The 25,036-nt window shown below is 53.4% G+C and carries 22 protein-coding genes; 5 read left to right on the forward strand and 17 right to left on the reverse strand.

Features of this window, described 5'->3' with window-relative positions; genetic code table 11:
• The first annotated feature begins 132 nt into the window (after positions 1-132).
• Positions 133-999, forward strand: a complete 867-nt coding sequence (locus tag RZ517_RS00350) for a branched-chain amino acid aminotransferase (protein WP_338549526.1) — start codon at positions 133-135, stop codon at positions 997-999.
• A gap of 80 nt (positions 1,000-1,079) precedes the next feature.
• Here the strand turns inward: RZ517_RS00350 and RZ517_RS00355 are convergent, their stop codons facing one another.
• The 6 genes from RZ517_RS00355 to RZ517_RS00380 all read right to left on the reverse strand — a co-directional run bounded on the left by RZ517_RS00355 (position 1,080) and on the right by RZ517_RS00380 (position 7,371).
• The gene (locus RZ517_RS00355; RefSeq protein WP_338549527.1) at positions 1,080-2,297 is read right to left on the reverse strand and encodes an ABC transporter permease; all 1,218 of its coding nucleotides are present in this window, start codon (positions 2,295-2,297) and stop codon (positions 1,080-1,082) included.
• On the reverse strand, positions 2,279-3,967 hold the full coding sequence (locus RZ517_RS00360; protein ID WP_338549528.1) for an ABC transporter permease: 1,689 nt from the start codon (positions 3,965-3,967) through the stop codon (positions 2,279-2,281). The genes RZ517_RS00355 and RZ517_RS00360 overlap by 19 nt, the downstream gene beginning before the upstream one ends.
• 74 nt (positions 3,968-4,041) lie before the next feature.
• Positions 4,042-5,163, reverse strand: a complete 1,122-nt coding sequence (locus tag RZ517_RS00365) for an extracellular solute-binding protein (RefSeq protein ID WP_317056531.1) — start codon at positions 5,161-5,163, stop codon at positions 4,042-4,044.
• A gap of 119 nt (positions 5,164-5,282) precedes the next feature.
• The gene (locus tag RZ517_RS00370; protein ID WP_317056530.1) at positions 5,283-6,386 is read right to left on the reverse strand and encodes an ABC transporter ATP-binding protein; all 1,104 of its coding nucleotides are present in this window, start codon (positions 6,384-6,386) and stop codon (positions 5,283-5,285) included.
• Between the two features lie 200 nt (positions 6,387-6,586).
• On the reverse strand, positions 6,587-7,162 hold the full coding sequence (locus RZ517_RS00375) for a flavodoxin family protein (RefSeq protein ID WP_338551196.1): 576 nt from the start codon (positions 7,160-7,162) through the stop codon (positions 6,587-6,589).
• Positions 7,163-7,179: 17 nt separating this feature from the next.
• Positions 7,180-7,371 (reverse strand): hypothetical protein, encoded by a 192-nt coding sequence (locus RZ517_RS00380; protein WP_338551216.1) that lies wholly within the window; start codon positions 7,369-7,371, stop codon positions 7,180-7,182.
• Between the two features lie 191 nt (positions 7,372-7,562).
• Between RZ517_RS00380 and RZ517_RS00385 the strand changes: the two genes are divergently transcribed.
• A complete protein-coding gene (locus RZ517_RS00385) occupies positions 7,563-8,747 on the forward strand; it encodes a M24 family metallopeptidase (protein ID WP_338549529.1) in 1,185 nt (394 codons plus the stop codon).
• 11 nt (positions 8,748-8,758) lie between these two features.
• Here the strand turns inward: RZ517_RS00385 and RZ517_RS00390 are convergent, their stop codons facing one another.
• Together RZ517_RS00390 and RZ517_RS00395 are read right to left on the reverse strand one after the other, a co-directional pair.
• Positions 8,759-10,156: an aspartate aminotransferase family protein gene (locus RZ517_RS00390; RefSeq protein WP_338549530.1), complete on the reverse strand. Its 1,398-nt coding sequence runs from the start codon at positions 10,154-10,156 to the stop codon at positions 8,759-8,761.
• 76 nt (positions 10,157-10,232) lie between these two features.
• The gene (locus tag RZ517_RS00395; protein WP_338549531.1) at positions 10,233-10,931 is read right to left on the reverse strand and encodes a GntR family transcriptional regulator; all 699 of its coding nucleotides are present in this window, start codon (positions 10,929-10,931) and stop codon (positions 10,233-10,235) included.
• Positions 10,932-11,061: 130 nt separating this feature from the next.
• Here RZ517_RS00395 and RZ517_RS00400 point away from each other — a divergent pair, with 130 nt between their 5' ends.
• Complete coding sequence (locus RZ517_RS00400; RefSeq protein ID WP_317056525.1) at positions 11,062-12,402, forward strand: NAD(P)/FAD-dependent oxidoreductase; 1,341 nt, start codon at positions 11,062-11,064, stop codon at positions 12,400-12,402.
• Here the strand turns inward: RZ517_RS00400 and RZ517_RS00405 are convergent.
• The 3 genes from RZ517_RS00405 to tmpA form a co-directional block, all read right to left on the reverse strand.
• A complete protein-coding gene (locus RZ517_RS00405; RefSeq protein ID WP_338549532.1) occupies positions 12,399-13,322 on the reverse strand; it encodes a DMT family transporter in 924 nt (307 codons plus the stop codon). The genes RZ517_RS00400 and RZ517_RS00405 overlap by 4 nt on opposite strands.
• 69 nt (positions 13,323-13,391) lie before the next feature.
• The gene (gene tmpB / locus RZ517_RS00410) at positions 13,392-13,979 is read right to left on the reverse strand and encodes a (R)-1-hydroxy-2-trimethylaminoethylphosphonate oxygenase (RefSeq protein ID WP_338549533.1); all 588 of its coding nucleotides are present in this window, start codon (positions 13,977-13,979) and stop codon (positions 13,392-13,394) included.
• A complete protein-coding gene (gene tmpA, locus RZ517_RS00415; protein ID WP_422395552.1) occupies positions 13,979-15,121 on the reverse strand; it encodes a 2-trimethylaminoethylphosphonate dioxygenase in 1,143 nt (380 codons plus the stop codon). Before tmpA ends, tmpB begins: the two co-directional genes overlap by 1 nt.
• Before the next feature lie 161 nt (positions 15,122-15,282).
• On the opposite strand from tmpA, the gene RZ517_RS00420 reads away from it, so the two are divergent.
• Positions 15,283-15,813, forward strand: coding sequence for a glutathione peroxidase (locus RZ517_RS00420; RefSeq protein ID WP_338549534.1), 531 nt, complete (start codon positions 15,283-15,285; stop codon positions 15,811-15,813).
• On the opposite strand, the gene RZ517_RS00425 is transcribed toward RZ517_RS00420, so the two are convergent.
• Genes RZ517_RS00425 through RZ517_RS00450 form a run of 6 tightly spaced genes read right to left on the reverse strand, consistent with a single transcriptional unit; the run spans position 15,794 to position 24,047 of the window.
• Positions 15,794-16,780, reverse strand: coding sequence for a GlxA family transcriptional regulator (locus RZ517_RS00425; RefSeq protein ID WP_338549535.1), 987 nt, complete (start codon positions 16,778-16,780; stop codon positions 15,794-15,796). The two genes, RZ517_RS00420 and RZ517_RS00425, sit on opposite strands and share 20 nt — an antisense overlap.
• 21 nt (positions 16,781-16,801) lie before the next feature.
• Positions 16,802-19,276 (reverse strand): GcvT family protein, encoded by a 2,475-nt coding sequence (locus RZ517_RS00430; RefSeq protein WP_338549536.1) that lies wholly within the window; start codon positions 19,274-19,276, stop codon positions 16,802-16,804.
• A 39-nt stretch (positions 19,277-19,315) separates the two neighbouring features.
• Positions 19,316-20,341 (reverse strand): L-threonine 3-dehydrogenase, encoded by a 1,026-nt coding sequence (tdh, locus tag RZ517_RS00435; RefSeq protein ID WP_338551198.1) that lies wholly within the window; start codon positions 20,339-20,341, stop codon positions 19,316-19,318.
• 15 nt (positions 20,342-20,356) lie between these two features.
• Positions 20,357-21,277, reverse strand: a complete 921-nt coding sequence (locus RZ517_RS00440; RefSeq protein ID WP_338549537.1) for a PLP-dependent cysteine synthase family protein — start codon at positions 21,275-21,277, stop codon at positions 20,357-20,359.
• Positions 21,274-22,473: a glycine C-acetyltransferase gene (locus RZ517_RS00445; protein WP_338549538.1), complete on the reverse strand. Its 1,200-nt coding sequence runs from the start codon at positions 22,471-22,473 to the stop codon at positions 21,274-21,276. The genes RZ517_RS00440 and RZ517_RS00445 overlap by 4 nt, the downstream gene beginning before the upstream one ends.
• A gap of 56 nt (positions 22,474-22,529) precedes the next feature.
• Positions 22,530-24,047 (reverse strand): trimethylamine methyltransferase family protein, encoded by a 1,518-nt coding sequence (locus RZ517_RS00450; RefSeq protein ID WP_338549539.1) that lies wholly within the window; start codon positions 24,045-24,047, stop codon positions 22,530-22,532.
• Positions 24,048-24,135: 88 nt separating this feature from the next.
• On the opposite strand from RZ517_RS00450, the gene RZ517_RS00455 reads away from it, so the two are divergent.
• On the forward strand, positions 24,136-25,032 hold the full coding sequence (locus tag RZ517_RS00455) for a LysR substrate-binding domain-containing protein (RefSeq protein WP_338549540.1): 897 nt from the start codon (positions 24,136-24,138) through the stop codon (positions 25,030-25,032).
• Positions 25,033-25,036 lie beyond the last annotated feature (4 nt).

Below are 25,036 nucleotides of genomic sequence, written 5' to 3' on the forward strand. Positions count from 1 at the left end.
TCAAGATACGTCAGCCTTGTTGACATTCCAAGACCTAACTGGTAGCGATTCTCAGTTTTCGCGCAATTTTATGTCCGGTTCGGACGTATATTACGCAACAAATGCAAAGAATACGGCCTGTGGAGAAGAGAAATGGCAGCGTATGATGATCGTGACGGCAAGATCTGGATGGATGGAAAACTGGTCGAATGGAGAGATGCGAATGTGCATATCCTGACCCATGGACTTCATTACGCCAGTTCCGTCTTTGAAGGTGAGCGGTGCTACAACGGCAAGATTTTTGAGAGTCGAAAGCATTCAGAGCGTTTGCATTTCTCCGCTGGGCAGCTTGATTTCGAAATTCCGTTTACGGTTGATGAAATTGAAGCAGCAAAGATCGAAGTGCTGCAGGCAAATGGCTTTACTGACGCCTATGTCCGAGCCGTAGCATGGCGTTCATCCGGCGAAGACATGGGTGTCGCCGCAGCACGCAATCCCGTGCGCCTGGCCATCGCGGCCTGGGAATGGGGCGCCTATTATGGGGATGCCAAGATGAAGGGCGCCAAGCTTGATATCTCTAAGTGGAAACGGCCCAGCCCCGAGACAATCCCGAGCCATGCCAAGGCCGCGGGTCTCTATATGATCTGTACGCTGAGCAAACACGAAGCTGAGGCCAAAGGGTGCAGCGATGCCATGATGTTCGACTATCGCGGCTATGTGGCCGAAGCGACGGGTGCCAACATCTTTTTCGTCAAGGATGGCGAGGTGCACACACCCGACCCTGATTGCTTCTTAAATGGGATCACGCGCCAGACTGTGATCAGCATGCTGCGCGACCGGCAGGTCAAGGTGCACGAGCGTCACATCATGCCCGAGGAGCTGGAAAGCTTTGAGCAGTGTTGGCTCACTGGAACCGCGGCAGAAGTGACGCCGGTTGGGCAGATCGGGGACTATAATTTTGAAGTGGGTGCTCTAACGCGCGATATCGCGGAAGGGTATGAGGTGTTGGTGCGGGAGTAGGCCTTCAGCAACTTCTGATAGCTATAAAATAGCAAGGGTGCCGTCTTCGGCACCTTTTTTTGTTTTAACTCTGGTTTACTTTACCCCGGGCTCAGACCACGCAACCGTTCAGACCGGCGGCGCAGCAACTCGACCGCTGTCAGCAGCAGGATCGAGACGGTCACCAGGATCGTCGCCGCGGCAAGGATGGTCGGGCTGATCTGTTCGCGCAAGCCCGTGAACATCTGCCAGGGCAAGGTCTGTTGCTGGGCAGACCCAACAAAGAGCACCACGACCACCTCGTCAAAGGAGGTTATGAACGCAAAGAGACCGCCCGAGATCACACCCGGCAGAATGAGTGGCATTTGCACGCGAAAGAAGGTGGTGATCGGATCCGCGCCCATGTTGGCCGCAGCCCGTGTCAGCGAGCGGTCAAAGCCAACAAGCGTCGCCGTGACCGTGATGATCACAAATGGCACACCCAGTGCAGCGTGGGCCAGAATGACCTTCATGTAGCCAACCAGCTTCTGATCCAGGTTCAGATTTGCCTCCAGCCAATTTCCAAGCGGAGCATAAAAGAAGAACATACCAGTGGCCGAGATGATAAGCGGAACGATCATGGGTGAAATCAGGATTGCCATAATCGCCTGCCGCCCGGGTACGTGCGACTGAGACAGGCCGATGGCAGCCAGTGTTCCCAAGCTGACCGAGATAAAGGTCGCGAATGGTGCAATGATTAGAGAATTCTTAAGCGGGGTCATCCATTCTTCTGTGCCCAGGAAATTGCGGTAGTGCTTGAGCGAATACCCCTCGGCCTGGAAGTTCAACATCTCTGGCGTGAAGGTAAAGAAGTCTTCGGCATTGAAGCTTAGCCACATGACCGGAAAGAGCGGCGCGATCAGAAAGAAGAACACCAAACCGCAGATAAACAGGAAACTGTTGTACCACAACGTTTGACCCGCTGTGTAGTAGATCGGAACGTTCTTGCGGTAGGCACCCGAATCGAGCCAATAGGCGAACCAGCTCATCACAGCGCCAATGATCACACCGGACACCGCTGCACCCAGACCGCCCGCTAAAAGACCTGCAATTGCTAGCACGGCGATTGTGCCCCAGCGCGTGGCGGTTCTGCGATCTGACATGGAATGCGCGACAAAGGCCATGACTGCGCCAACAACAGCGCCACCTAAAGCCCCTATCCAAGGTTGGCCGTACACATTCCCGGCCACAAATCCGAACATAGCGCCCAAAACGGCGGTCAGAGGCAAGGTGAAATTGGTCAGCGGCGGGCGAGGAATGCTTACTTTGAGATCAGACATAGCTCAGCCCCCAGCTTCACATTATCGATGCCGACAATCCTGTCGTAACACCAGTAAAGCGCCAAAACGACCAGCAAAAGGATCGTACCGAGTGCCGCAGCAAGACCCCAGTTCAGTGAACTGGAGATGTGATACGCGATCCTGTTGGAGATAAAGACACCGTCAGTGCCGCCGACGATCTCGGGCGTAATGTAATAGCCAATCGAAAGAATGAAGACGAGGATCGAACCCGCCCCGATACCCGGCACCGACTGCGGGAAGTAAACCCGCCAAAACGCCGTCCAGTTCGTTGCGCCCAGAGACTTGGCCGCGCGCAAATAGGTTGGCGGAATGGTTTTCATCACCGAATACAGCGGCAAGATCATGAATGGCAGCAGGATATGCGTCATTGCAATAATCGTTCCGGTCGCATTGTTCATTATAATGAGCCGGTTCGCGTCATCCACAAAACCCAGCCAGACCAGAATTTCATTGATCACGCCTTGCTGTTGCAAGAGCACTTTCCATGCACTGGTCCGCACCAAAAGTGATGTCCAGAATGGCAATAGAACCAGGATCATCAGAACGTTTGCGGTGCGCAGCGGCAAGTTTGCGAGAATCCACGCGACAGGATAACCCAAAAGGATACACGCCCCCGTAATGATCAGAGACATGTAAAGAGTGCGGATAAACAGTTTGATGTAGATCTGCTGCGTTTCAGGACGTGCTTCGACGCCCTCGATAGTTTTCTGCAAATCAACAGAGTTCAGAAAATAGCCCGTCGTGTAGTCCGGACTATAGAGCGCCATCGTGCGCCAGCCTTCGGTATCAAGCCAATCCTCGTCAGTCTCCACGAACATATCGCGAAAGCTTTCTTGCGGCAGTTGATCAAGATTTGCCGCCGCCGCTTTGAGGGCGGACGCACCTGGGCCATCGTAGGACGCGATCTGCTGCACGACTTCGGCCGAGCGAAGATCAACACCCAAACCAGCATAGACAGCCTCCCAAGGGCGCTCTTCGGCAACAACATCTTCTTCAACGATGGCCGTCCAGATGGCGAAATCTGTGTAGGCTTCGGTGGTGGCCGGAAGCAATGCAAGCGCCTCTGCAGAAGGCGCAAATCCAATATCACCCCGCATGCTTTCGCCGACCATCGCAGCAAGTATCGCGCGGCGGTCTTTCAAAAACAAGTCAGCCCCTTCGCCCGACAGCAATTCAAACCAAAACTCGGATGTTTTGAATGCGGGATCGATGTCCACAAGCGCAACTTCAAATTCTTCACCCATGTCATCAAGACTACGGCCCGTGCCGCGGAACATCGAAGACAGCCCAGGCTGTTCATAATTCAAGCGGTTGCCAACCTGCGTATGTCTCTTGGCTTCCGCCGCTTTGAACATGTCAAAAAAGAGGGCCTGATAGACAGCTTCCTCAGGGGGCTCTCCACTGTTGGGATCCCACTCCTGAAGGGCTTCAACCGTTTGAGGCAGAGTGTGCGAAACGATCTGATTTTCCACAGACCGGAACAACATAGACACGATGGGCACGATGAATGTGACCAACACAAAAATCAGCAGAGGCGCAATCAGCAGAAGCGCTCTAAGCTTCTGACGCCGTAATGTGCGGGAAAGGCTGCGCTTTAACGGTGAGCCGTCCGCGGCCAGAACAGGGCCGGTCTGCATGGTGTCGCTCATCTGAGTCCCGTCGGTCTTTTATTGTTGTGAGAAGGGCCCATAGGCCCTTCCCGGTGTTCTAGCGAAAGCTCAAATTATTGAGCCAGCCACGCCTGGAATTTGGCGTCGATGTCGTCGCGATAGTCCGCCCAGAACTCATAATTGTAGAGGAACGTATTCGCGGCGTTGTTCGGATCGGTCGGCATATGCGGGGCCATATCGATACCCAACTCTGCGTGCTGACCAACAAGCGGTGCAGAGGATGCACGAGCTGGACCGTAGGAGATGTACTTGGCCTGATCCGCCAGACGCTGCGTGTCTGTCGCAAACTTCACAAAGTCCATCGCGCGGTGCAGACGATCCTCAGGCAGGTTCGCCGGAATGATCCAGCCGTCCAGGTCAAACACCTGAGCGTCCCACATCATGCCAATTGGCTGCTTCTGTTCTTCGATCGCTGCAAAGAGGCGGCCATTGTAGGTCGAACCCATGAAGACTTCGCCATCGGCCAGAAGCTGAGGCGTGTCGGCACCAGCAGACCACCAGATCACGTTGTCCTTGATCGTCGAAAGCTTGTCGAGCGCTTGCTGCTGACCTTCTTCGGTGGCCAGAACATCATAGACGTCTTCCTTGGCCACTCCGTCACAGAGCAGAGCCCATTCGACGTTGTTGATCGGACGCTTTTCCAGCGAACGCTTGCCTGGGTACTTTTCCAAGTCAAACACGTCACAGATTTGGCTTGGAGGCTCAACGCCGTCTGGCACCATATCTGTACGGAAGCCAAAGGTTGTCGAATACACGATCTGCGGGATAAAGCAGTCGCCAACCAGCAGTTCACCAAAGTCTTCTTCAGCAGATGTACCATCAGGTGCTGCAGCAAGATCTTTCTCAGGATCAATTTCAATCGCCAGACCTTCGTCGCACAAACGCAGCGCGTCAGCGGCCACGACATCAACTACGTCCCATGTAACGCTACCGGCTTCATCCATCGCCCGAAGTTTTGCCACAGCCTCAGCTGAGCTTTCGTCCCAGATAACTTCCAGACCTTCATGCATTTCCGCATACGGAATTGTGTAGGCGTTCTGTTGGCTCTTTTGGTAAGCACCGCCCCACGAAACCACTGTCATGGAGTCTGCCATTTTGGCATGGCCATCGGCAAAGGCCGATCCAGCCGCAACCACAAGTGCGGTCGATGCCATAAGTGTTGTCGTCAGTTTCATTTCATACTCCCAAGTATCTTCCCGTTTTTTACATTTTGAGCCTCGGTTCACGGGATGAAAATCCGAAGCCTCAGTTTATTCGCACCGCGTCCGTTTGAGCAGTTCGAATTCTCTAGTTTCTAGGGCGCATCCAGCGCCCGACAATCTTCCGGCAACCAGCCGATTTCAATCGTTTCACCCGGCGTTAGGCGCACCTGATCAGGCGCATTTCGCGATTTGATCACAAAGTTGTCGTTCCCTGCCACGCGAAGCCGCGTGCGGAAAATGTCACCCATGTAGATGAATTCCAGAACTTCGGCCTTAATTGTATGGGTGCCCTTCTTAAGGCGGTTTTTATCGAATTCCACACGTTCCGGCCGGATCGACACCAGTGTGCGATCACCGACGGCGCTGACATTCACAGGTTTGCAATCAATCAGTTCACCGTCATCAAGTTCCACCAAAGCAATTTCGCCTTTGATCTCTTTGACAGTGCCGACAAGCGTGTTGTTCTCACCGATGAACTGAGCCACGAAACTGTTCTTGGGGCTTTCATATAGAACATCGGGCGCATCAATCTGCTGGATACGGCCATCGTCAAACACAGCAACACGGTCTGACATTGTCAGCGCTTCGGTCTGGTCGTGTGTCACATACACCGTGGTAATCCCCAGATCATGCGCAAGATTAGTGATCTCAAACTGCATGTGCTCGCGCAACTGCTTGTCAAGTGCGCCAAGCGGTTCGTCCATCAAAACCAGTTCCGGCTCAAACACCAGTGCACGCGCGAGGGCGATACGCTGTTGTTGACCACCCGAAAGTTGAGCAGGCCTGCGGCCGCCAAAATCGCCCATTTGCACCATATCAAGTGCGCGTTTAACTTTGGCTTCACGATCCGATTTGCCCAGCTTGCGAACCTCTAGCGGGAAGGACAGGTTCTCCGCCACAGTCATATGCGGGAAGAGCGCGTAGTTTTGAAACACCATTCCGATACCGCGCTTATGCGGCGGGATGTTGTTAATTGACACGCCATCAAGGAGAATTTTGCCATGAGTTGCTGTCTCAAAACCAGCAAGCATCATCAGACAGGTTGTCTTGCCTGACCCAGAAGGCCCAAGCATTGTCAAAAATTCACCTTTCGGGATGGACAAGTTCAGGTCTTTGACGACCAGTATCTCTCCATCATAACTCTTTTGCACACGCTCAAATGCGACAAATGCATCGCTGGATTGCGAGTCTAGCAAGAGTGTCTCCCCATTTTATGCTTCGCGAGTTTTCCCGCGTTCGGCTGACACTTAAATCGGGATTCTTGCTTTTATGCAAGAAAACTTAACGAAATTCTGGGCCTTCACTAATCATTCGCTTTCTTTGCACGCGCTTGCGCCAATAAAGACCCTGAAACACCACGTGTCACGTCCAGATAGAAACCTCATATTGCCAAGGGCTATGCTTCATTTCCCAATACAATGCGCCGGGCCAAAAGATCAGCTTCCATCAGAGCTTCAGTATGGCGGGTGATATCACCAAACTCTCTTACATTACACGCACGTAGGAGATAGCGATGTGTGAACCCAAGCTTATCAAAAGCTGGTGCATACTGTTCCAGGATATCTGCGTAGTGATCTTTGCTTTCACCTTGGGTCTGAACAAAAACCAAGGTCTTATCGCGACCAAGTTTTGAGGGGATCTCAGCCGTAAGGTAATCTGGCACCAGAAAAGCAAAGAAACGGTCGAGCGCCAGTTTTGTCAAACCGGAAATGTTACAGAAGTAAATTGGTGTCGCGAGCACCAACACATCTGCACCTTCAACATCGGCAAGCACGGGTCCAAGATCATCGTCAGGCCCATATTCATTCATATGACCGTTAGCTTCCGTATATCCTTGAAACCGCAAATCGCGCAGAGAATGCGTTTGAGTTTGTGCGCCGTGGACCTCTGCGGCCGCGCAAAACCTCTCTGCCAAAAGATCACTGTTGCCCGCCTTCCGCGGGCTACCCAAAAGGCAAACTATATTTGTCATTTCACCCTTCTTTACCTTCAGTCCCTCTCGCCCTTGGTCACATGCCAAAGACACCAAAAATGCCGGCTGTTTTCTTCAGCAGCCTGGCTTGGCAACAAGGCTAGAGAAATTCCCGTTTCTCTTCTCACCTTGCGTTTGTTCTTACGCGCCCAATACTGGCGCACATTCAAAATGGCGAGCATTGCAAACAGCGCAGTTTTGAGGATCAATATGGCCGCTCAGATGAGGCCACACCATGAATTCTTTGCGCGTTTCCTTTCTTGTCTGCAGTCGAATGTGCGTCTCTTTTTCGATGCGTCAATACTTAGCTTACACTTGAGTGCAAAACGTCATGCGAAATTCGGTTTTGACGTGAGCAGGCGTTTCGGCATTCTATGCAGAAACAAAGTGGGACATCTTCATGACAACGAAACGTACGCCGTTTTCAATCGCCGAGTATGATCGCCGGGTCGCCAAAACACGCCAAGCCATGGCGGCGGCGAGTTTGGATCTTCTGTTTGTCACCGACCCTTCAAACCAGAATTGGCTAACGGGCTATGATGGATGGTCGTTTTATGTTCACCAGGGTGTCATCTTGACGCTTGATGGCCCGCCGATTTGGTGGGGCAGATATATGGACATGTTAGGCGGACGCCGGACATGTTGGATGAAGGACGAATACATCCTCGGATATTCGGATGATTTTGTGCAATCCACTGAGCGCCATCCAATGCAGGATTTAGCTCGCCACATTGCGAGATTGGGTTTCTCCAACCGACGCATCGGTGTTGAAATGGAAAATTACTATTACTCCGCGAAGGCACATAGCGTTCTCGAAGCAGAATTGCCAAATGCGACGTTGGTGGATTCCACAGCATTGGTGAATTGGCAGCGGCTCGTGAAATCCGATGACGAAATTGCGATGATCCGCCGTGCTGCAAAAATTTCTGAAAAAGTGATCAGAACAGCGATAGAGCGCGCGGAGCCGGGACTGCGAAAGAATGATCTGGTGGCAGACATCTTTCATGCGGGTATGTCGGGAGTAGACGATATTTGGGGCGACTATCCAGCAATCTTGCCGCTTACACCATCGGGCCTTGATGCCACGGCCGCACATTTGACGTGGAACGGCGATAAGATGCAGTCAGGGGAAGCAACGTTTTTCGAACTGTCTGGGTGTCATAACCGATACCACGCGCCTCTTTGTCGAACCGTGTTCCTCGGGACACCTCCGCCTGACATGCTTGAAGCTGAAAAGGCGCAGATTGAAGGGATCGATGCTGGATTGGAGGCGGCACGCGCCGGTAATCGAACCTGTGACATTGCGCATGCGTTCATGGATATTTTGGCAAAGTATGGCATCAAACGCGAAGGGCGAATGGGGTATCCGATCGGGCTAAGCTATCCCCCTGATTGGGGTGAGCGGACTGCGTCAATCCGAACCGAGGACACAACGGTTTTAGAGCCTGGCATGACCTTTCATTTCATGCCGGCACTTTGGATGGACACTTGGGGTCTTGAGACGACGGAGTCTATCCTGATCAAAGACACAGGACCTGCCGAAAGTTTTTGCGACATGTCCAGAAAGCTCTTTGTAAAACCATGATGAAGCGCGGTTTAACTGGCCGCCTTCATCATGCCTTCGTCGATCAACTGCTTATGCGTCAGGTCAAGCGCACGCGAAGCACGCACAATCAACTGATCCACCTCATCCTTGGTGATGATCAGCGGTGGCGAAATCACCATACGATCGCCCACGTGCCGCATGATCAGGCTGTTTGCAAAACAATGCTCACGACACATCAAGCCAACAGTCCCCGCAACTGATGCAAACTTGGCGCGGCTGGCTTTATCCGGGGTCAACGCAATAGAGCCCATCAAGCCGATGACTTTAGCCTCGCCAACCAACGGATGGTCTGCGAGTGATTCCCACTTTTCCTTCAAGTAAGGCGCTGTTTCGCTTCCAGCCTGCTCAACAATGCCTTCTTCATCGAGGATACGCAGGTTTTCGAGAGCAACCGCACAAGTTACGGGGTGGCCCGAATACGTATACCCATGGCTGAATTCGCAATTGTTAAGAACCTCGGCCACCTCATCACAAACGATCGAGCCGCCCACAGGAGCGTAGCCAGAGCTGATCCCCTTGGCGACCGTCATGATATGAGGGCGAATGCCCATGGTTTCTGAACCAAACCATTTACCTGTCCGGCCAAATCCGCAAATCACCTCATCGGCAATCAACAGAATGTTGTACTTGTCGCAAATGCGCTGAATTTCAGGCCAATAGGTTTCCGGTGGAATGATCACGCCACCTGCGCCCTGAATTGGCTCACCAATAAAGGCCCCGACTCGATCTTCGCCAAGTTCAAGAATAGCCTCTTCCAGTGCGCGTGCGCGCTGTAGGCCAAACTCATTGGGGTCCATATCCCCGCCCTCGGCCCACCAATGTGGTTGATCAATATGATGAATATCCGGGATCGGCATCCCGCCCTGGGCGTGCATGTAGGCCATTCCCCCCAATGATGCGCTGCCCATAGAGGATCCATGATAGGCATTCTTGCGGGTGATAATGATGTTCTTTTGAGGATGGCCTTTTTCCTGCCAATAGGTGCGGACAAGACGAATGTTTGTGTCATTGGCCTCAGACCCAGAACTGGCGAAAAATACGTTATTCAAATCGTATGGCGTCAGTTCCGCCAACCGATCCGCCAAAGCAATCGCTGGGACATGTGTGGTCTGGAAAAACGTGTTGTAGTAAGGAAGCTCTTTCATCTGACGTGCAGCCGCCTCGGCCAGCTCGTGACGCCCATAGCCGAGGTTCACGCACCAAAGCCCAGCCATTGCATCGAGAAACTCGTTCCCGTCGCTATCAGTCAGAGTCACGCCTTTGGCGCGCGTTATCACCCGTGCGCCTTTCTTTGCCAAGTCATGGCCGTGCGTAAACGGATGCAAGTGATGTGCGGCATCAAGAGCCTGCAGTTCACTGGTGGGCATATGATTTGTAATCAGCGACATGGCGCACCTCGCGAGATATGAAAAAGCGGCGCGTGTCGCCACGCGCACAGAATATGATCAAATTATTTTGAGTCAATCAAATCGGTTGCTTGGAACTGATTTCCAATGATTGACGCACCTGCTCCATGCCTTGAATAACGTCTTCTCGGATGGCGCGCGCTGCAGCTTCGGCGTCACGCGCATGCATCGCATCCAAAATGTCCTTGTGTTTATCAGGAAGGCTCTGCGTGCCAATGCGCCCACAAACAACTCTAAGCGATGGTCCAAATCGAAGCCAGAGGCCTTCTGCCAAATCTGCCAGAATTGGTGCGTCAGCAATCGCATAGATTTGTGTGTGGAACTGATAGTTCTCATGCAAGTATTCGCGCAAATCTCCACGTGCAATCGCTTGGTCCAATGCATGATCGAGTGATTTGAGATGTGCCAGGTCTTCGAGTGTCGCCCGTTCCGTTGCCCTTAGTGCCAAATGCGGATCAAGCCACTGACGCGCCAAGATAAGCTCGCTTATGTTTTCAGCACTGAGCGTTGGAACACAGACACGGCGGTTGCCTTGAAACTCCAAAGCCCCTTCCGCCGTCAAGCGACGAATGGCCTCTCGCACAGGCGTCATTCCTGCACCAAGCTGATCTGTCAAACCCTGAATGGTCACTGCCTGGCCCGGCGCCAGATCCCCAAACAAAATCATGTCTCGCAAGGTCTGATAAATGACCTGATGCGCCGGAAGCGCGGCTTGCCTTTGCGCGGCTAGTTCAACCTTGCCAGCTGACTTATTCATCAGAACCGTACCTTTCAAAGGTCACGGCCAATCCCAGCTTGCGAGCTTGGCCACGAGGTGAATAGAGTATCATTTTACGCAGTATGATCTTTTTGATCAAATCCAACAGCCAGAAAGCCGCAAAATACGTATGAACGACCTAGACAGGATATGGGAAGACGAAGCATATGGGGCGGGTCCGATTGAATCCTGCTGGTGGGCCGAAACAGTGGAGCCGCAGGATTGGCCATCATTGAACTCGGAAATCAAAACAGATGTTGCGATCATAGGTGCTGGGTTCACCGGCCTGTCCGCAGCGCTGCACCTGGCCGAGGCAGGGTTGGGCGTAACTGTCCTAGAGGCACAACACCCATATTGGGGCGCTTCAGGGCGTAATGGTGGGTTCTGCTGTTTAGGTGGCGCAAAAGCCAGTCATGCAGATTTGGTTGCACGCTTTGGCAAAGAAGAAGCAAGGGGGTTTTGCCAGGCTGAAAAATCAGCCGTTGAATGTGTTGATGGGCTTATTGACCGGCTTGGGCTGGAGGTCGACCGCCATTCCGATGGGGAAACGCAACTGGCGCACAGAGCGCGGGACTTTGAAGATCTAAAGGCAGGCGTTGATCAGACGCGGGATTTGTACGGGCTTGAAACCCAAATCATTCCTCCGGAAGAATTAGTCCAGACCGGGATGAACGGACCATTCCATGGTGCGGCAACAGTCAATATCGGCTTCGCCTTGAATCCCCGCAAATATGCATCTGGTCTGGCGCATGCGGCGCAAAACGCAGGTGCAAGGATTTTCGCAAAAAGTCTTGTAACAAATATCGAAAAACTACCGGGTTCAGAATACCGACTTCACACAAAAAGCGGCTCTGTTACGGCCAAAAAGTTCATTTTGGCCACCAACGGCTATAGCTCGGACAACGTTCCAAACTGGATGTCTGGGCGGTACTTGCCCACGCAATCCAGTGTTCTGGTCACACGCCCGATTAGTCAGGATGAGCAACTGGCACAAGGATGGACCAGCACGCAGATGTGCTACGACACACGACATTTGCTGCACTATTTCCGGCTTATGCCGGACGGGCGCATGCTATTTGGTATGCGTGGAGGATTGACCCACACGCCTCAGAGCGAAAGTGCTATTCGCCGGAAAATCCGTTCCGATTTCGACACCATGTTTCCCGCCTGGTCACACGTTGAGACGCCATACTATTGGTCGGGGTTCGTTTGTCTGACACGTGATCTGATCCCCTATGCCGGTCCAATTCCGGGAATGGAGGATGGTTTTGCCGGTTTTGCCTTTCACGGCAATGGTGTCTCAATGGGAAGCTATACAGGGCGGTTGCTGGCCGATCTTGTGCGCGGCATTGAGCCCAGACTTCCTTACCCAGCGCCAATGTGGCATGTGCCCAGGCGCTTTCCATTGGGGCGCTTTCGTAGGATGCTGATGCGCCCGGCTTACTTGCGATATGCCTGGTTAGATCGCTAACCCTGTGGTGTTTTGAGCGACCGCGCCCGACCACGTTTCAAGCCAAGCTGTCGCTCCCTCAATATGATTGTGATGCCCGCCAGAATAACCAGCCCACCACCGATCAGCATCTGCTGCGTCGGGACCTCATCGAAAAAGACATATCCAATTGCAATGGCAAACAGCATCGAAGCGTAGTCGAAAGGCGCAATGACACTGGCGTCTGCATACCGGTATGCAGACGTCAAAAATATCTGCGCCACGCCGCCAAGTATACCCGCAGAAATCAAGAAAACAGTCTCTGTTAAACCAGGAATGACCCATCCGAAGGGTATGGTAAGCAAAGACAGAAGTGTCGATGTCAGCGAGAAATAGAATACAATCGCGCTGGTTCGTTCTGTCCGCACAAGCTTTCGAATATAGATCTGCGCCAGTGCCGCACAGGTCGCACCTAGAAGAACAAGAACGGCACCGACAGCTTGCGCTGTTTCGACATTGGGCCCACTCAAAGTTGTCAATCGCGGCGCTAAAACGATAAGGACGCCAGCAAGCCCCAGCGCAACGGCCCCAATCCGAAAGACACCGACCTTTTCATCAAGAAACATCGCGGCAAACACGACAACCAGCAGCGGCGCGGCATAGCCCAAAGCCGTGACTTCAGGCAGGGGCAAAAGACCCAAGCCCGCAAACATCAACCCCATTGCCGTCGTTCCCACAACGCCGCGCCAGAAATGACCCATACGAGACGCTACTTTGAGTCCCGACCGCATCTCCCCACGAAGAGCAAGCCAGGCGAAAATTACCGGGATCGCAAAAAACGACCGGAAAAATACAGCTTGCCCCGGCGGCACATTCTCAGACGCTGCTTTGATCAGAGCAGACATGACAATGAAAAGCATCACCGCGCAGAGTTTGAGGGCAATTCCCTTGAACGGGTTCATAGATTGGCCTTTCTCGTCAGAACGTGACGGATGGCCTGCAATATTTCAAATGCTGTGTCAGCAACCCCGCTATGTCACGGCACAATGTGCATCAACAACACGCTGCACCATGGGTGCGAAATGGGCAAAACTGGGCGTCTGCATGTTCGGGTCTTTACCCGCATCATCGAGATAGCGAACAGCAACGATGTCTTGCACGTTCGGATTACGCACAAAATCCGCAACTTCAAGGTCATTCATCGGCCCACCCTGAAGGTTCAAAGAATGCACAGACGCATCCGACAACTCGCCAAAATAGGCGGGGTTAGTGGCACATAGATATCTCTTGGCCGCAACATGAAACCGCACACAATCTGTGACAATGGTCGGAAAGAAAGCCTCAAGAACTTTAGCACCAGCCTCTTCATGATAGCGGTCTTCGGTATCCTCCATCGAGAATGTGCCGAACTCAGAAGTGAAATGTCCAATATCGTGCAAGAGCGCTGCAACGATAATCTCTTCACCCAAACCTTTTTTCTCTGCGAGCGTGGCCCCCTGTAACATGTGCTGAGCCATCGTGACCGGCTCACCAAGGTATTCCTCATCTCCACAACGCGCAAAGATATCGGCGATGAAATCAACTATATTCGCCTGCGTTAGAGTCTGTTTTTTACTCATTACTCAGCCGCCTTCACAATCTCTTGCACCAGCACAGCATGCGTGGAGCGCAATCCATCCATGTCCGCGTAGCAGCCTTGAAGCCATCGTGATCCAGACCCGGAATATCCTTTGCGCGCATGAAGCACTCGGGTGTTATCGACAACAAAACATTCACCCGGCTCAAGCTTGAAGGTTATTTCCATATTCGGGTCATCAATGATCTGACCTAGTCGCCGGTACGCCGCGTAGTAAGCCGCCATATCTGCGTAAGGTACATCCGTGATCGCCGCCGCCGACCGATTGTTGAAGCGAACACCTACCAATGCGCCGTCTGGGGCCAATTCGATCATTGGTCGACGCGACCGCAAGCACACGCCCTCTGATCCAGCAAACTCAAACCGAGCGCAGTACGAACTCAAAAGGTGAAATCCGCGTGGATCCTCCCGTTTCAGACGCTGCGCGCAGGCAAAACCATCAACCACCATATTTTCTCCGCCTTCTGCGGAGTTTTCCAAACAGTAGAGGACCTGCACTGTCGGCACAGGATCACGATACGGATTGTCGGTATGCGCCTGAAGTCCGAGGCCCGTGAACGCCAGGTTCGACGGGTTTACTTCCGTCCGCACTTCGAAGTGCCGTCCATAGTTAGTCTCGCGAACATAACCAAAAAGATCAGCAACTTCGAACAGAGCGCCTTCTTCCACAGGGCCACCAGTCAGTTTGCCGAACCCGAACTGAACAACACCATCCAACCATGCGGCCAAAGCCTCTTTGTCAGCTTTGACTTGACCAAAATCCGCCGTTGGAATGTGGTCGCTCATGGCGCTGTCCCACACGAGGATTTCGTCACTAATCCAGCCTTTTTCGGCAATTTGAGGCAAGTCATAGCAGTGCGCCAACAGCCAATTCACGTCATAATCGATCCTTTCATCACTGGGTGCAAAAGTGATCGTTACTGTTTCACCTCTCACTTCGACTTCACTGATCGCGATATCTTCTGGAACGTCCGACAAAGTTATTAGCCGTTGCCCATTCCCCGATGCGCGCGTCCCCTCGTCCCAAGCATTGTCGCGCAGCCAGACAGCATGGTAACGTGACGCGACACCTGCCATGTCGAGCGCGATAGCCGCTCCATCTTCGATGATCTTCACACTGGTCATGACGTCACCTCCTGCCCCAGGATATCGCAACACACTTGTGATCACCGTCAAGTTTCCGACGTGCTACTATGCTTGAAAACGACATGGACGTCGGTTTCATGCAGGCCTTGAGTGATCTGTTGTCTGCGAAGCGTCGTATTCAAAACCAAAGGAGAAAAACCATGCGCTCAAAGTTCGCATTTCTGTTTAGTCTTTTGGCGACCCCTACATTGGCAGTGGATTTGGACAGCACGTTCACAAACATCGACGGCGGCACACATCAGCTTTCGAACTGGGAGGGACAGCCCATTTTGGTTGTCAACACAGCCTCACTCTGCGGGTTCACAGGGCAGTATTCTGAACTACAAGAGTTGCACGATACGTACAGCGATCAAGGTCTGGTTGTTCTTGCTGTTCCATCCGATGACTTCTCACAAGAACTTGGGAGCGACAGCGAAGTTAAAGAGTTTTGCGAGGTCAACTACGACCTGACATTGCCAATGACCGGTATCACACATGTAGTCGGTGCAAACGCACATCCTTTCTATAAATCTCTGGCAACTGAAGAAGGCTTTGAACCGAATTGGAATTTCAACAAGGTTCTTATTGACGCTAAAGGCGAGGTTGTCGGCACGTTTCGGTCGTCGGTCAACCCCATGTCACGTCAGTTGACCGGCCAGATCGAAGAGGTTCTCAATCAGGCGGACGGCTAGGTACCCGTGCTGCACCCGGTTCCTTGCTGGGAGGCACGCTATAAACTTTCCGATATGCGCGCGAAAAATGCGTCGGACTGGCAAACCCGCATAAGACGCTAATTTCGGTAACGCTCATATCTGTTTGCCTCAACAGATGACGCGCCTTTTCTAATCTAGTGGTGATGTAATACCGGCTGGGCGATGTGTTCAACACGGACTGAAACAAACGTTCCAATTGGCGAACTGACACACCAATTTCAGCGGCAATCTCACTCAACTTCAGAGGATCTTCTATCGTGTTACGCATAATCTCAATCGCTCGAATGACCTTGCGATTGCCTCGCGCAAAACGGGAGGGAAGCGTCAGACGCTGCGCATGATCTTGATCACGCGGGGCGGTATAGACCATCTGTTCTGCGACCCACTCCACCAACTTCAGACCATAGTCTTCTTCGATGAGATGCAGCATCAAATCCATAGAAGAAGCACCACCAGCACAGGAAAACACACGCCCGTCCACAGAATAAATCGTGTCCTGCATACTGACCTGCGGCAGCGCCTCTGTCAGCGCATCCACATATTCCCAATGTGTTGTCACGCGTTTGCCCGCGATCAATCCGGCAAGGGCCAACGTATAGGTCCCACTGCTCAACGCACCAAAACTGATGCCTTTGCGTGTCTCGCGCCGCAACCAGGCGAGAACGTCGCGCGTGCTGCCTTCGACGGCCTGTTCACCTGCGCAAACAACAAGCGTATTTTCGCGACTCAGGGTTTCGAGACCACCATCAACCTCAACTGTCACTCCATTCCAGGCGCGCGCTGGTTTTCCATCGGCACTCAGTAGCCGCCACTCGTAAAACTGTTTGCCGCTGGAATGACGATTGGCAAGACTCAGTGCTTCGAGCGCACAGGTAAAGCCAAGCATCGAATAACCCGGGATCAACAGGAAAACATAGCGCTTGGGCGCGTGTTCGTGCTCCGTCATTCCCGGCTCATCCCTTTGATGTCAGCTGCGCATATTTGCTCCGTTGGCGTCGTAGACCGGAGCACCTTGCACTTCCGCCTTGTACATCTCACCAAGGATTTCCACGTCGAGCACCTCACCGGCACCCGCATGTTCGCTTGCGACATATGCCATCGCCATAGACCGCCCGACTCGGTGTGCGTAGCCCCCCGCCGTGATGTATCCAATGGCCTCACCGCCGCGAAGAACAGCCTCATCACCGGTCACATCAATCCCATCTACATCAATGGTCAGAGTGACCAATTTGCGCTCCACGCCTTCTTTGACAAAAGCCTCGGTCGCGGCTTTACCGACGAAATTCTTCTTCCAGTTGATGAAAGCATCCAGGCCTGATTCAACTGCGTTGAAGTCGGGCCGGAATTCCAATGTCCAGGCACCCCAACCTTTCTCCAACCTCATCGACATCAACGCACGTGCGCCATACCACCGATATCCCAGATCGGCACCCGCGTCCTCAATCGCCTCCGCCAGACGCAAAAGATACTGTGGGCGACAGTAGATTTCGTACCCAAGCTCACCGCTAAACGATATCCGGTTAAGGATAACTGGCACGCCTCCAACAAAAGTCTGGCGCAAATCACGGAATTTCAGCGCGTCCGCACTCACATCATCGCGTGTAATGCGAGACAACAGTTCTCTCGATTTGGGACCGCTCAACGCAATGCCGTGCCAATCATCTGAGGCATTGCGATAGCTCACATCATTTGGCAGATCCTTTTCGAACCAGCGGCGATGCGCCTCCTGCATTGTTCCAGAGCCGAACAGGATAAAGTGATCCTCAGAGAGGCATGCGACAGTCAGATCACCATACAGCCGTCCCTTGGGCGTCAGCATCGGGGTCAGCGTCAATCGACCCGTTTTTGGGACATATCCGGCAAGAAAATAGTCTAAATACGCGCGTGCGCCTTTGCCGGTAAACTCATGTTTCGCAAAATTCGCAATCTCAATACCACCAACCGCGTTTTGCACCGCTTCGATTTCACGCGCGACATAGTCATGACTGCGATTGCGCTCGAATGATGGTTCTTCGTGCGCATCTTCTGGCCCATCAGCGAACCACAGAGCGTGCTCAAGACCAAAGCCCTGATCCATTCGGGCACCTCGCGCAATAAGCCGGTCGTAGAGCGCCGTTGTCTTTTGCATCCGGCCCTTGGGTAACGTCTCGTTGGGAAAGGTCATGACAAAGCGACGTTCATAGTTTTCCGTCGACTTAACGGTGCCCCAATCGGGCGTCGCCCAATCCCCAAAACGCGCGACATCCATAGCCCAGACATCAATCGACGGCTCTCCATCAATCATCCATTCCGCCATGGTCAGGCCAACGCCGCCGCCCTGGCAGAAGCCCGCCATAACGCCAACCGCGCACCAGTAATTATGCATACCCGGCACGGGACCAATCATTGGATTGCCATCTGGCCCAAAGGTAAAAGGGCCGTTGATCGCATCTTTGATCCCAGCATCAGCCAATGCAGGAATTCGTTCAAATCCAAGCTCAAGACGATCTGCAATATTCTCAAGCTTGGGCTGCAAAAGCTCATGCCCGAAATCCCAAGGCGTCCCACCGACTTTCCAGGGCGTCCCAACCGGCTCATAAGTGCCAAGCAACATCCCATCCCTTTCCTGTCGAAAATAAATGTTCGCCTCATAGTCAATCCCACAGGGCAGGCGGGATCCGAAATTGGCCACTTCATCGATCCGGTCGGTCAGCAAATAGTGATGTTCCATTGGTTGCACAGGCAGGTTCAACCCAGCCATATGCCCCACCTCCCGTGCCCAAAGGCCTCCGCAGTTTACTACGTATTCGGCAATAATAGTGCCTCTTTCTGTGGTCACTTCCCACAGACCATCCGGTCTTTGGGTTGTTGCTGTCACCGGCGTATGAGTAAAGTATTGACCACCGTAGTGCTTAGACGCTTTGGCAAAAGCATACGTGGTGCCTGACGGGTCCAGATCCCCATCCTGATCATCCCAGAGCGCTGCATAATAGTGCTTGGGATCAATCAACGGATGGCGCTCCGCCAACTCCTTTGGGCTGATCCATTCCTGATGCAGGCCCATATACCGCGCCTTGGACCGCTCACGCTTGAGATAATCGTGCCAGGCCTTGTTCGAGGCGACATAAAAGCCACCCGTCATATGCAGCCCTACGGACTGTCCGGAAAGCTCCTCAATCTCCTTGTAGAGCCCGATTGTATAGCTCTGTAAGCGACTAATGTTTGGATCCGAACTGATTGTGTGAATTTGCCCCGCCGCGTGCCAGCTTGAGCCGGATGTCAGCTCATTCCGCTCCAGAAGAACCACATCTTCCCACCCAAACTTGCTGAGGTGAAAGAGGATCGAACATCCCACCACACCGCCACCAATAATCACCACTTTCGCGTGGCTGGGCAGCGGCTTGCCCCGGCTTGTCTCATCCGTCTGAATGTTGAGCGTGGATTGCGCCAGCGTATCACTCATAGTCTTTTCCTCATCGTACTGCACCCGCGTGAGCGCGGCCTATCCCCAATCCATCACGACTTTGCCGGCATTGCCCGAAATCATCGCGGCAAACCCGTCTTCAAAATCGTCGATGGAAATCCTGTGTGTGATCAGCCCCGAGACATCGAGACCCGACTGGACCAAGGCAATCATCTTGTACCAGGTCTCGTACATCTCGCGGCCATAGATGCCCTTGATATGCAGCATCTTGAAAATGACACTGTTCCAATCAACCGGGAATTCCGTGGGCGCAATACCCAGCAACGCGACCTTCCCGCCATTGTTCATCCGCGCGATCATCTGCTGCATCGCGGCCGATGCACCAGACATCTCAAGGCCCACGTCAAACCCTTCGGTCATGCCGATTTCGTCCATGACATCGCGCAGATTTTCTTTCGAAACGTCCACCACATGCTGCACACCCATCTTTTGAGCCAGTTCAAGCCGGTATGGGGTGATATCGGTGATCACAACTTTCCGCGCACCCACCTTTTGTGCCACCAGCGCGCCCATGATCCCAATGGGGCCAGCCCCGGTGACAAGTACATCTTCCCCCACCAGATCAAAGGACAGAGCAGTGTGCACCGCATTTCCAAACGGGTCGAAGATAGCCGCGATCTCATCCGGAATGTCCTTAGGGATGGGCACAACATTGTCTTCGGGAATGCAGAGATACTCAGCAAAGCAACCGGGGCGGTTGACGCCTACACCCTTGGTGTTGCGGCACAGATGACCGCGCCCCGCGCGGCAATTCCGGCAGGTACCGCAGACGATATGACCTTCACCCGAGACACGCTGACCAATCTTGTATTTCATGGCCGCTGCACCGGTATCCACGATCTCGCCGACAAACTCATGTCCGACGACCATAGGGACGGGCACAGTCTTGGCACTGAACTCGTCCCATTTCCAGATATGCACATCCGTGCCACAAATCGCCGACTTTTTAACCTTGATCAGCACATCGGCTGGTCCGGGTTCTGGAACGGGGACATGTTCCATCCACAGACCCACTTCCGGCTTGGCTTTCACAAGGGCTTTCATCTGGTTCTGCATCGCCTAATCCCACAAATCGGTGCTGAGATACTTCAAGCCGCTGTCACACATCACAATGGCGACTGTGCCACCTTGCTCGACACCAGACAGAAGCTGAATTGCCGCCGCGAGATTGGCTCCGGCAGAGTATCCCGCAAAAATCCCTTCATGCCGCGCCAAGAGCCGCGATCCTTCGGCTGCGTCCCGCCCTGAAACAGTGACTGATCCAGCTAAAGTCACGTTTTCTAGATGGGTTGGGTTTGCGATTGAATACCCGCCGCCCTGTATAGGATGATCCGGCTTATCAGGTTCCACAGCGTAACACCTTACACCTTTCGGTTCCAGAAAACGCGTCGTACCGGCCAGTGTTCCACCCGACCCCATGAAATCACAAAATGCCGTGACCTTCCCCTCAGACTGCGCCCAAATCTCCGGGGCGGTGCCAGTCTCATGTGCCTCAGGATTTCCTGCACGCTCAAATTGGTCAGCACGGTAAGCGCTTCGTTCTTGCGTCAACCGTTGCGCCTCTTCCTCTACCAGAGCCAGATCATCGCCAGAAACCTCACCCTTTCGACTCCCAGTCGCTTGCGGAACCAGAACGACCTCCGCCCCCAAAGCGCGCATCATACGCGCCCGTTCTTCAGAATTGCCTTCACTCATCACGGCCACAAAAGGATGTCCCAGAATGCCGCAAACGATGGCCAGGCCGGTGCCCATATTGCCAGAGGTCAACTCAACCACAGTTTGACCAGGCTGAAGATTTCCTGATGCACGCGCGCCCTCCACAATCGCCCGTGCCGCCCGGTCTTTCTTGGAAAACCCCGGAAGCAAATAATCGAGCTTGGCCAATATGCGCCCATCCAGGCACAATTCGTCTCTAACACGGCTCAATTCGACCAGTGGTGTGTGTTCCATTGCTTCGATGAGAGAGGGTAATACCGTCATGAAATCACCCCGAGATCTCGTCCTGCGACTTCAAATGCATCTATCGCCTGATTCAGCATATCGCGCGTCAGACCAGCACTCATTTGCGTGCGAATTCGGTCTTGGTCCTTTGGTACAACAGGAAAGCTGAAGGCTGTGACATAGACGCCCAGTTCATTTAGGCGCCCAGCCATGCCCTGCGCCAATTTGGGATCACGCAACATGACCGGTACAATCGCATGTTCGCCGGGCAATAGCTCGAAGCCCAACTTAGTCATGCCCGCTCGGAAATAATCCGCGTTTTCCCACAATTGGGTGCGCAGGGCGTCCCCACGCTGCTCCAGCAGGTCAAAAACCTTGAGCGACGCGCCCGCGATCACGGGCGCCAGAGTGTTTGAAAACAAATACGGTCGCGATCTCTGCCTGAGCCAATCGACGACCTTGGCGCTGGCCGCAGTGTACCCCCCCGATGCACCACCCAGCGACTTGCCCAACGTACCAGTCAGGATATCAACGCGCCCCATAACACCACAGTGCTCATGGCTGCCACGACCGGATTTGCCCAAAAAGCCCGTCGCGTGACAATCATCCACCATCACCATGGCATCATACGTCTCAGCCAGATCACAAATCTGATCTAGCTTGGCGATATACCCGTCCATGGAAAACACACCATCGGTGGCAATCAAACGATGGCGTGCGCCTTGCGCCGCCTGCAAACAGCGTTCCAGATCAGCCATATCTGAATTGGCATAGCGATAGCGCTGCGCCTTGCAGAGCCGCACGCCATCAATGATGCTTGCGTGGTTCAAAGCATCCGAAATGATCGTATCTTCCGGACCCAAAAGCGTCTCGAACAAACCTGCATTTGCATCAAACGCCGCCGCATAGAGTATCGCGTCTTCCATATCCAAAAAGCCGGCAATGCGTGCTTCCAGCGCTTTATGTTCCTCCTGCGTGCCGCAAATGAACCGCACACTGGCCATACCAAACCCATAGCGATCCAGCGCCTGATGCGCGGCTTCGATGATTTCTGGATGATCGGCTAAACCAAGGTAGTTGTTGGCGCATAAATTCACGACAGATTGACCACTGGCCAGCTCAACCTGACCCGCCTGCATCGAGGTGATCACACGCTCGGTTTTATATAGCCCCTCTTCACGCAGACCACCCAACCGACAGTCAAGATCCTGATCAAACCGCTCTGATGCACGCATAACCTGATCCTTTCATCGTTCCAGAAACACTCCGGGGTTTGGGGGCTGGCCCTCAATCAATACCATGCCTCGGGAATCTCTGACTTGCGACGGGAAATATAGTCTCGAAGCGCCTCATCCACCGCTTCATCAAGAGGTGGAGCTTCGTAGGCGGTCAACATTGTGGTCCAGCGCTCATAGGCACGGCGGCGCATGTCTTTTGACCCGCCTTCCTCCCAGCTCTCGACATTCTCGCTGTCACTCAACGCTGGTTCGTAGAACGCAGTCGTGTAGTTGCGCATCGTGTGGCCACATCCAAGGAAGTGTCCTGCCGGTGCCACTTCTTCATAAGCGTCGCGCGCCAGTGCCTCGGGACTGGCGTCCAATCCATTCAGCAACTTTTGATAAGCGCCCAATCGGTCGGCATCCATCACCAACTTTTCAAACCCTGTACACAGCCCTCCTTCGAGCCAACCTGCCGCGTGCAGCACAAAATTTGCCCCCGCCAGTGCCGTTGAGTGCATACTGTCGGCACTTTCATAGGCTGCCTGCGCATCCTCTATCTTGCTTGCTGTCAATGACCCTCCGCAGCGCAAGGGCAATCCGACGCGCCTGGCCATCTGCCCAATTGCATAGTTGCTCATGACCGGCTCTGGCATACCAAAAGTCGGCGCGCCGCTTTTGAGGCTCATCGAGGAAAGAAAGTTGCCCAACACAAATGGCGCTCCAGGCCGCACGAGCTGAGAAAAGGCACAACATACCATCGCTTCTGCCATCGCCTGCGTCACACTGGCCGCCGTGCTCACCGGCCCCATGGCACCGGACAGAATGAACGGCACAACAACAATCCCCTGACCGCGTCCGCAATAGACCTGAATCGCCTGGCTCACCACTTTGTCCACCAAAAGCGGTGAGTTGGTATTCACATTCCCCATGATGACGCAGTTCTGGTCGAAAGCATCCTTGCCATACAAAATCTCGGCCATATCCACGCTGTCCTGCGCGCGGCTCATCTCCGTAATCGCGCCAAGATGCGGTTTGTCCGACCGCGTCATATGCATATACACCATATCAAGATGCCGATGGCTGACCGGCACGTCACACGGCTCACAAATCACAAGGCCCGTATGATGCAAATTCGGATGCATGTAGGCAAGCTTGACCAGCTTCTCAAAGCTCTCCATGTCGCCATAGCGCCGCCCACCCTCCAAATCGCGCACAAAAGGCGCGCCATAGATCGGTGCAAACACCTGGTTATTACCACCAATAACAACGTTCCGCTCTGGATTCCGCGCAATTTGCGTGAATTCCGGTGGCGCAAGCCTGCAAAGCTCGCGAACGCGTGTGGCATCTATATGCACCCTGTTGTCTTTAACCTCAGCACCGCCTTCTATCCAAATGCGGTGCGCCTCAGGATCATCGCGAAACTCGATCCCAACATTCTCGATCAGCCAATCAACTTGAGCATCAAGAACTGCAAGCGTTTCGTCATCGATCACATCGAAAAGCGGCAGCTGTCTCTGCACATGGGGCGATGCAGGCACCGTGGTGTCTGCATTCAATCTATCGATGCGGGCACGTGCGCGTCTGGCCATGTGGTACTCCCTAGCTTCCAATCAATCTATATCGCCACAGCAACTCTGTGATGCTTGAAAAAATCAGGGTTTTGTATAACTTCAGATTATGCAAAAGCTTTGGAAGCTAGTCTCATCTCCGCGCCACCTGCTTGTGTTTGAGGCCGCCGCACGTACCGGGTCTTTCACGAAGGCCGCACAAGAACTAAACGTTCAGCAACCCGCCGTATCCGCATCGATTAAACAACTTGAGCATTCCCTTGGTGTGCGCCTTTTTGATCGTGCGCATAGGTTAGTCACTTTGACCCACGCCGGAGAGCGACTTTTCAATGAGGTATCTTCAGCATTCGACCAAATCTACCGAACTGCGGAAATTCTGAGCAACCGCAATCAACAAGCGCATGTGACACTTTCCGCATCCACCGCCTTTGCTCACTACTGGATGGTTCCAAGATTGGCGCAGTTTCATGAGGCGCACCCAAACATAGACTTGAGATTGCAAACGTCCGAGCGCGAACCCGCAATCGGAAGCGACGGAGTTAGTCTTGCGATCCGCCGCGGAACCGGGGCATGGCCTGGCTGCGACACCCACCTGATAGCACCGGAGATTATTATGCCCATTGCGGCACCTCGCGTAAACGCAGCTGCAATCAATCTCAAAACAGTGGCAAACCTTCTAAATGAGACTTTGATTCACCTAGAAGAGCCAATTCGCGAGCGGCCAAGTTGGGTTGATTTCTTCGCGCACTGGAATGTGCCCTATGCAGAACCGAAAGTGGGTCTCAGGCTGAACGACTACGCACTTGTTCTTCAGGCGACTATTGCCGGCGAAGGATTTGCATTCGGTTGGCAGCATGTCACACAACAACTCATTTCACAGCGTCTCTTGGTTTCCAGGCCCGAATGGGCTTGGGAAACTGGCGCTGGATTCTACCTGGTTTGGTCAAACTCAGTACCTCTGAACCCACAAGAACAGGCTGTTAGGGATTGGCTGATCGACTTGTAAAGTA

The organism is Roseovarius sp. S88, from assembly GCF_037023735.1.
Classification (GTDB): Bacteria; Pseudomonadota; Alphaproteobacteria; order Rhodobacterales; family Rhodobacteraceae; genus Roseovarius; species Roseovarius phycicola.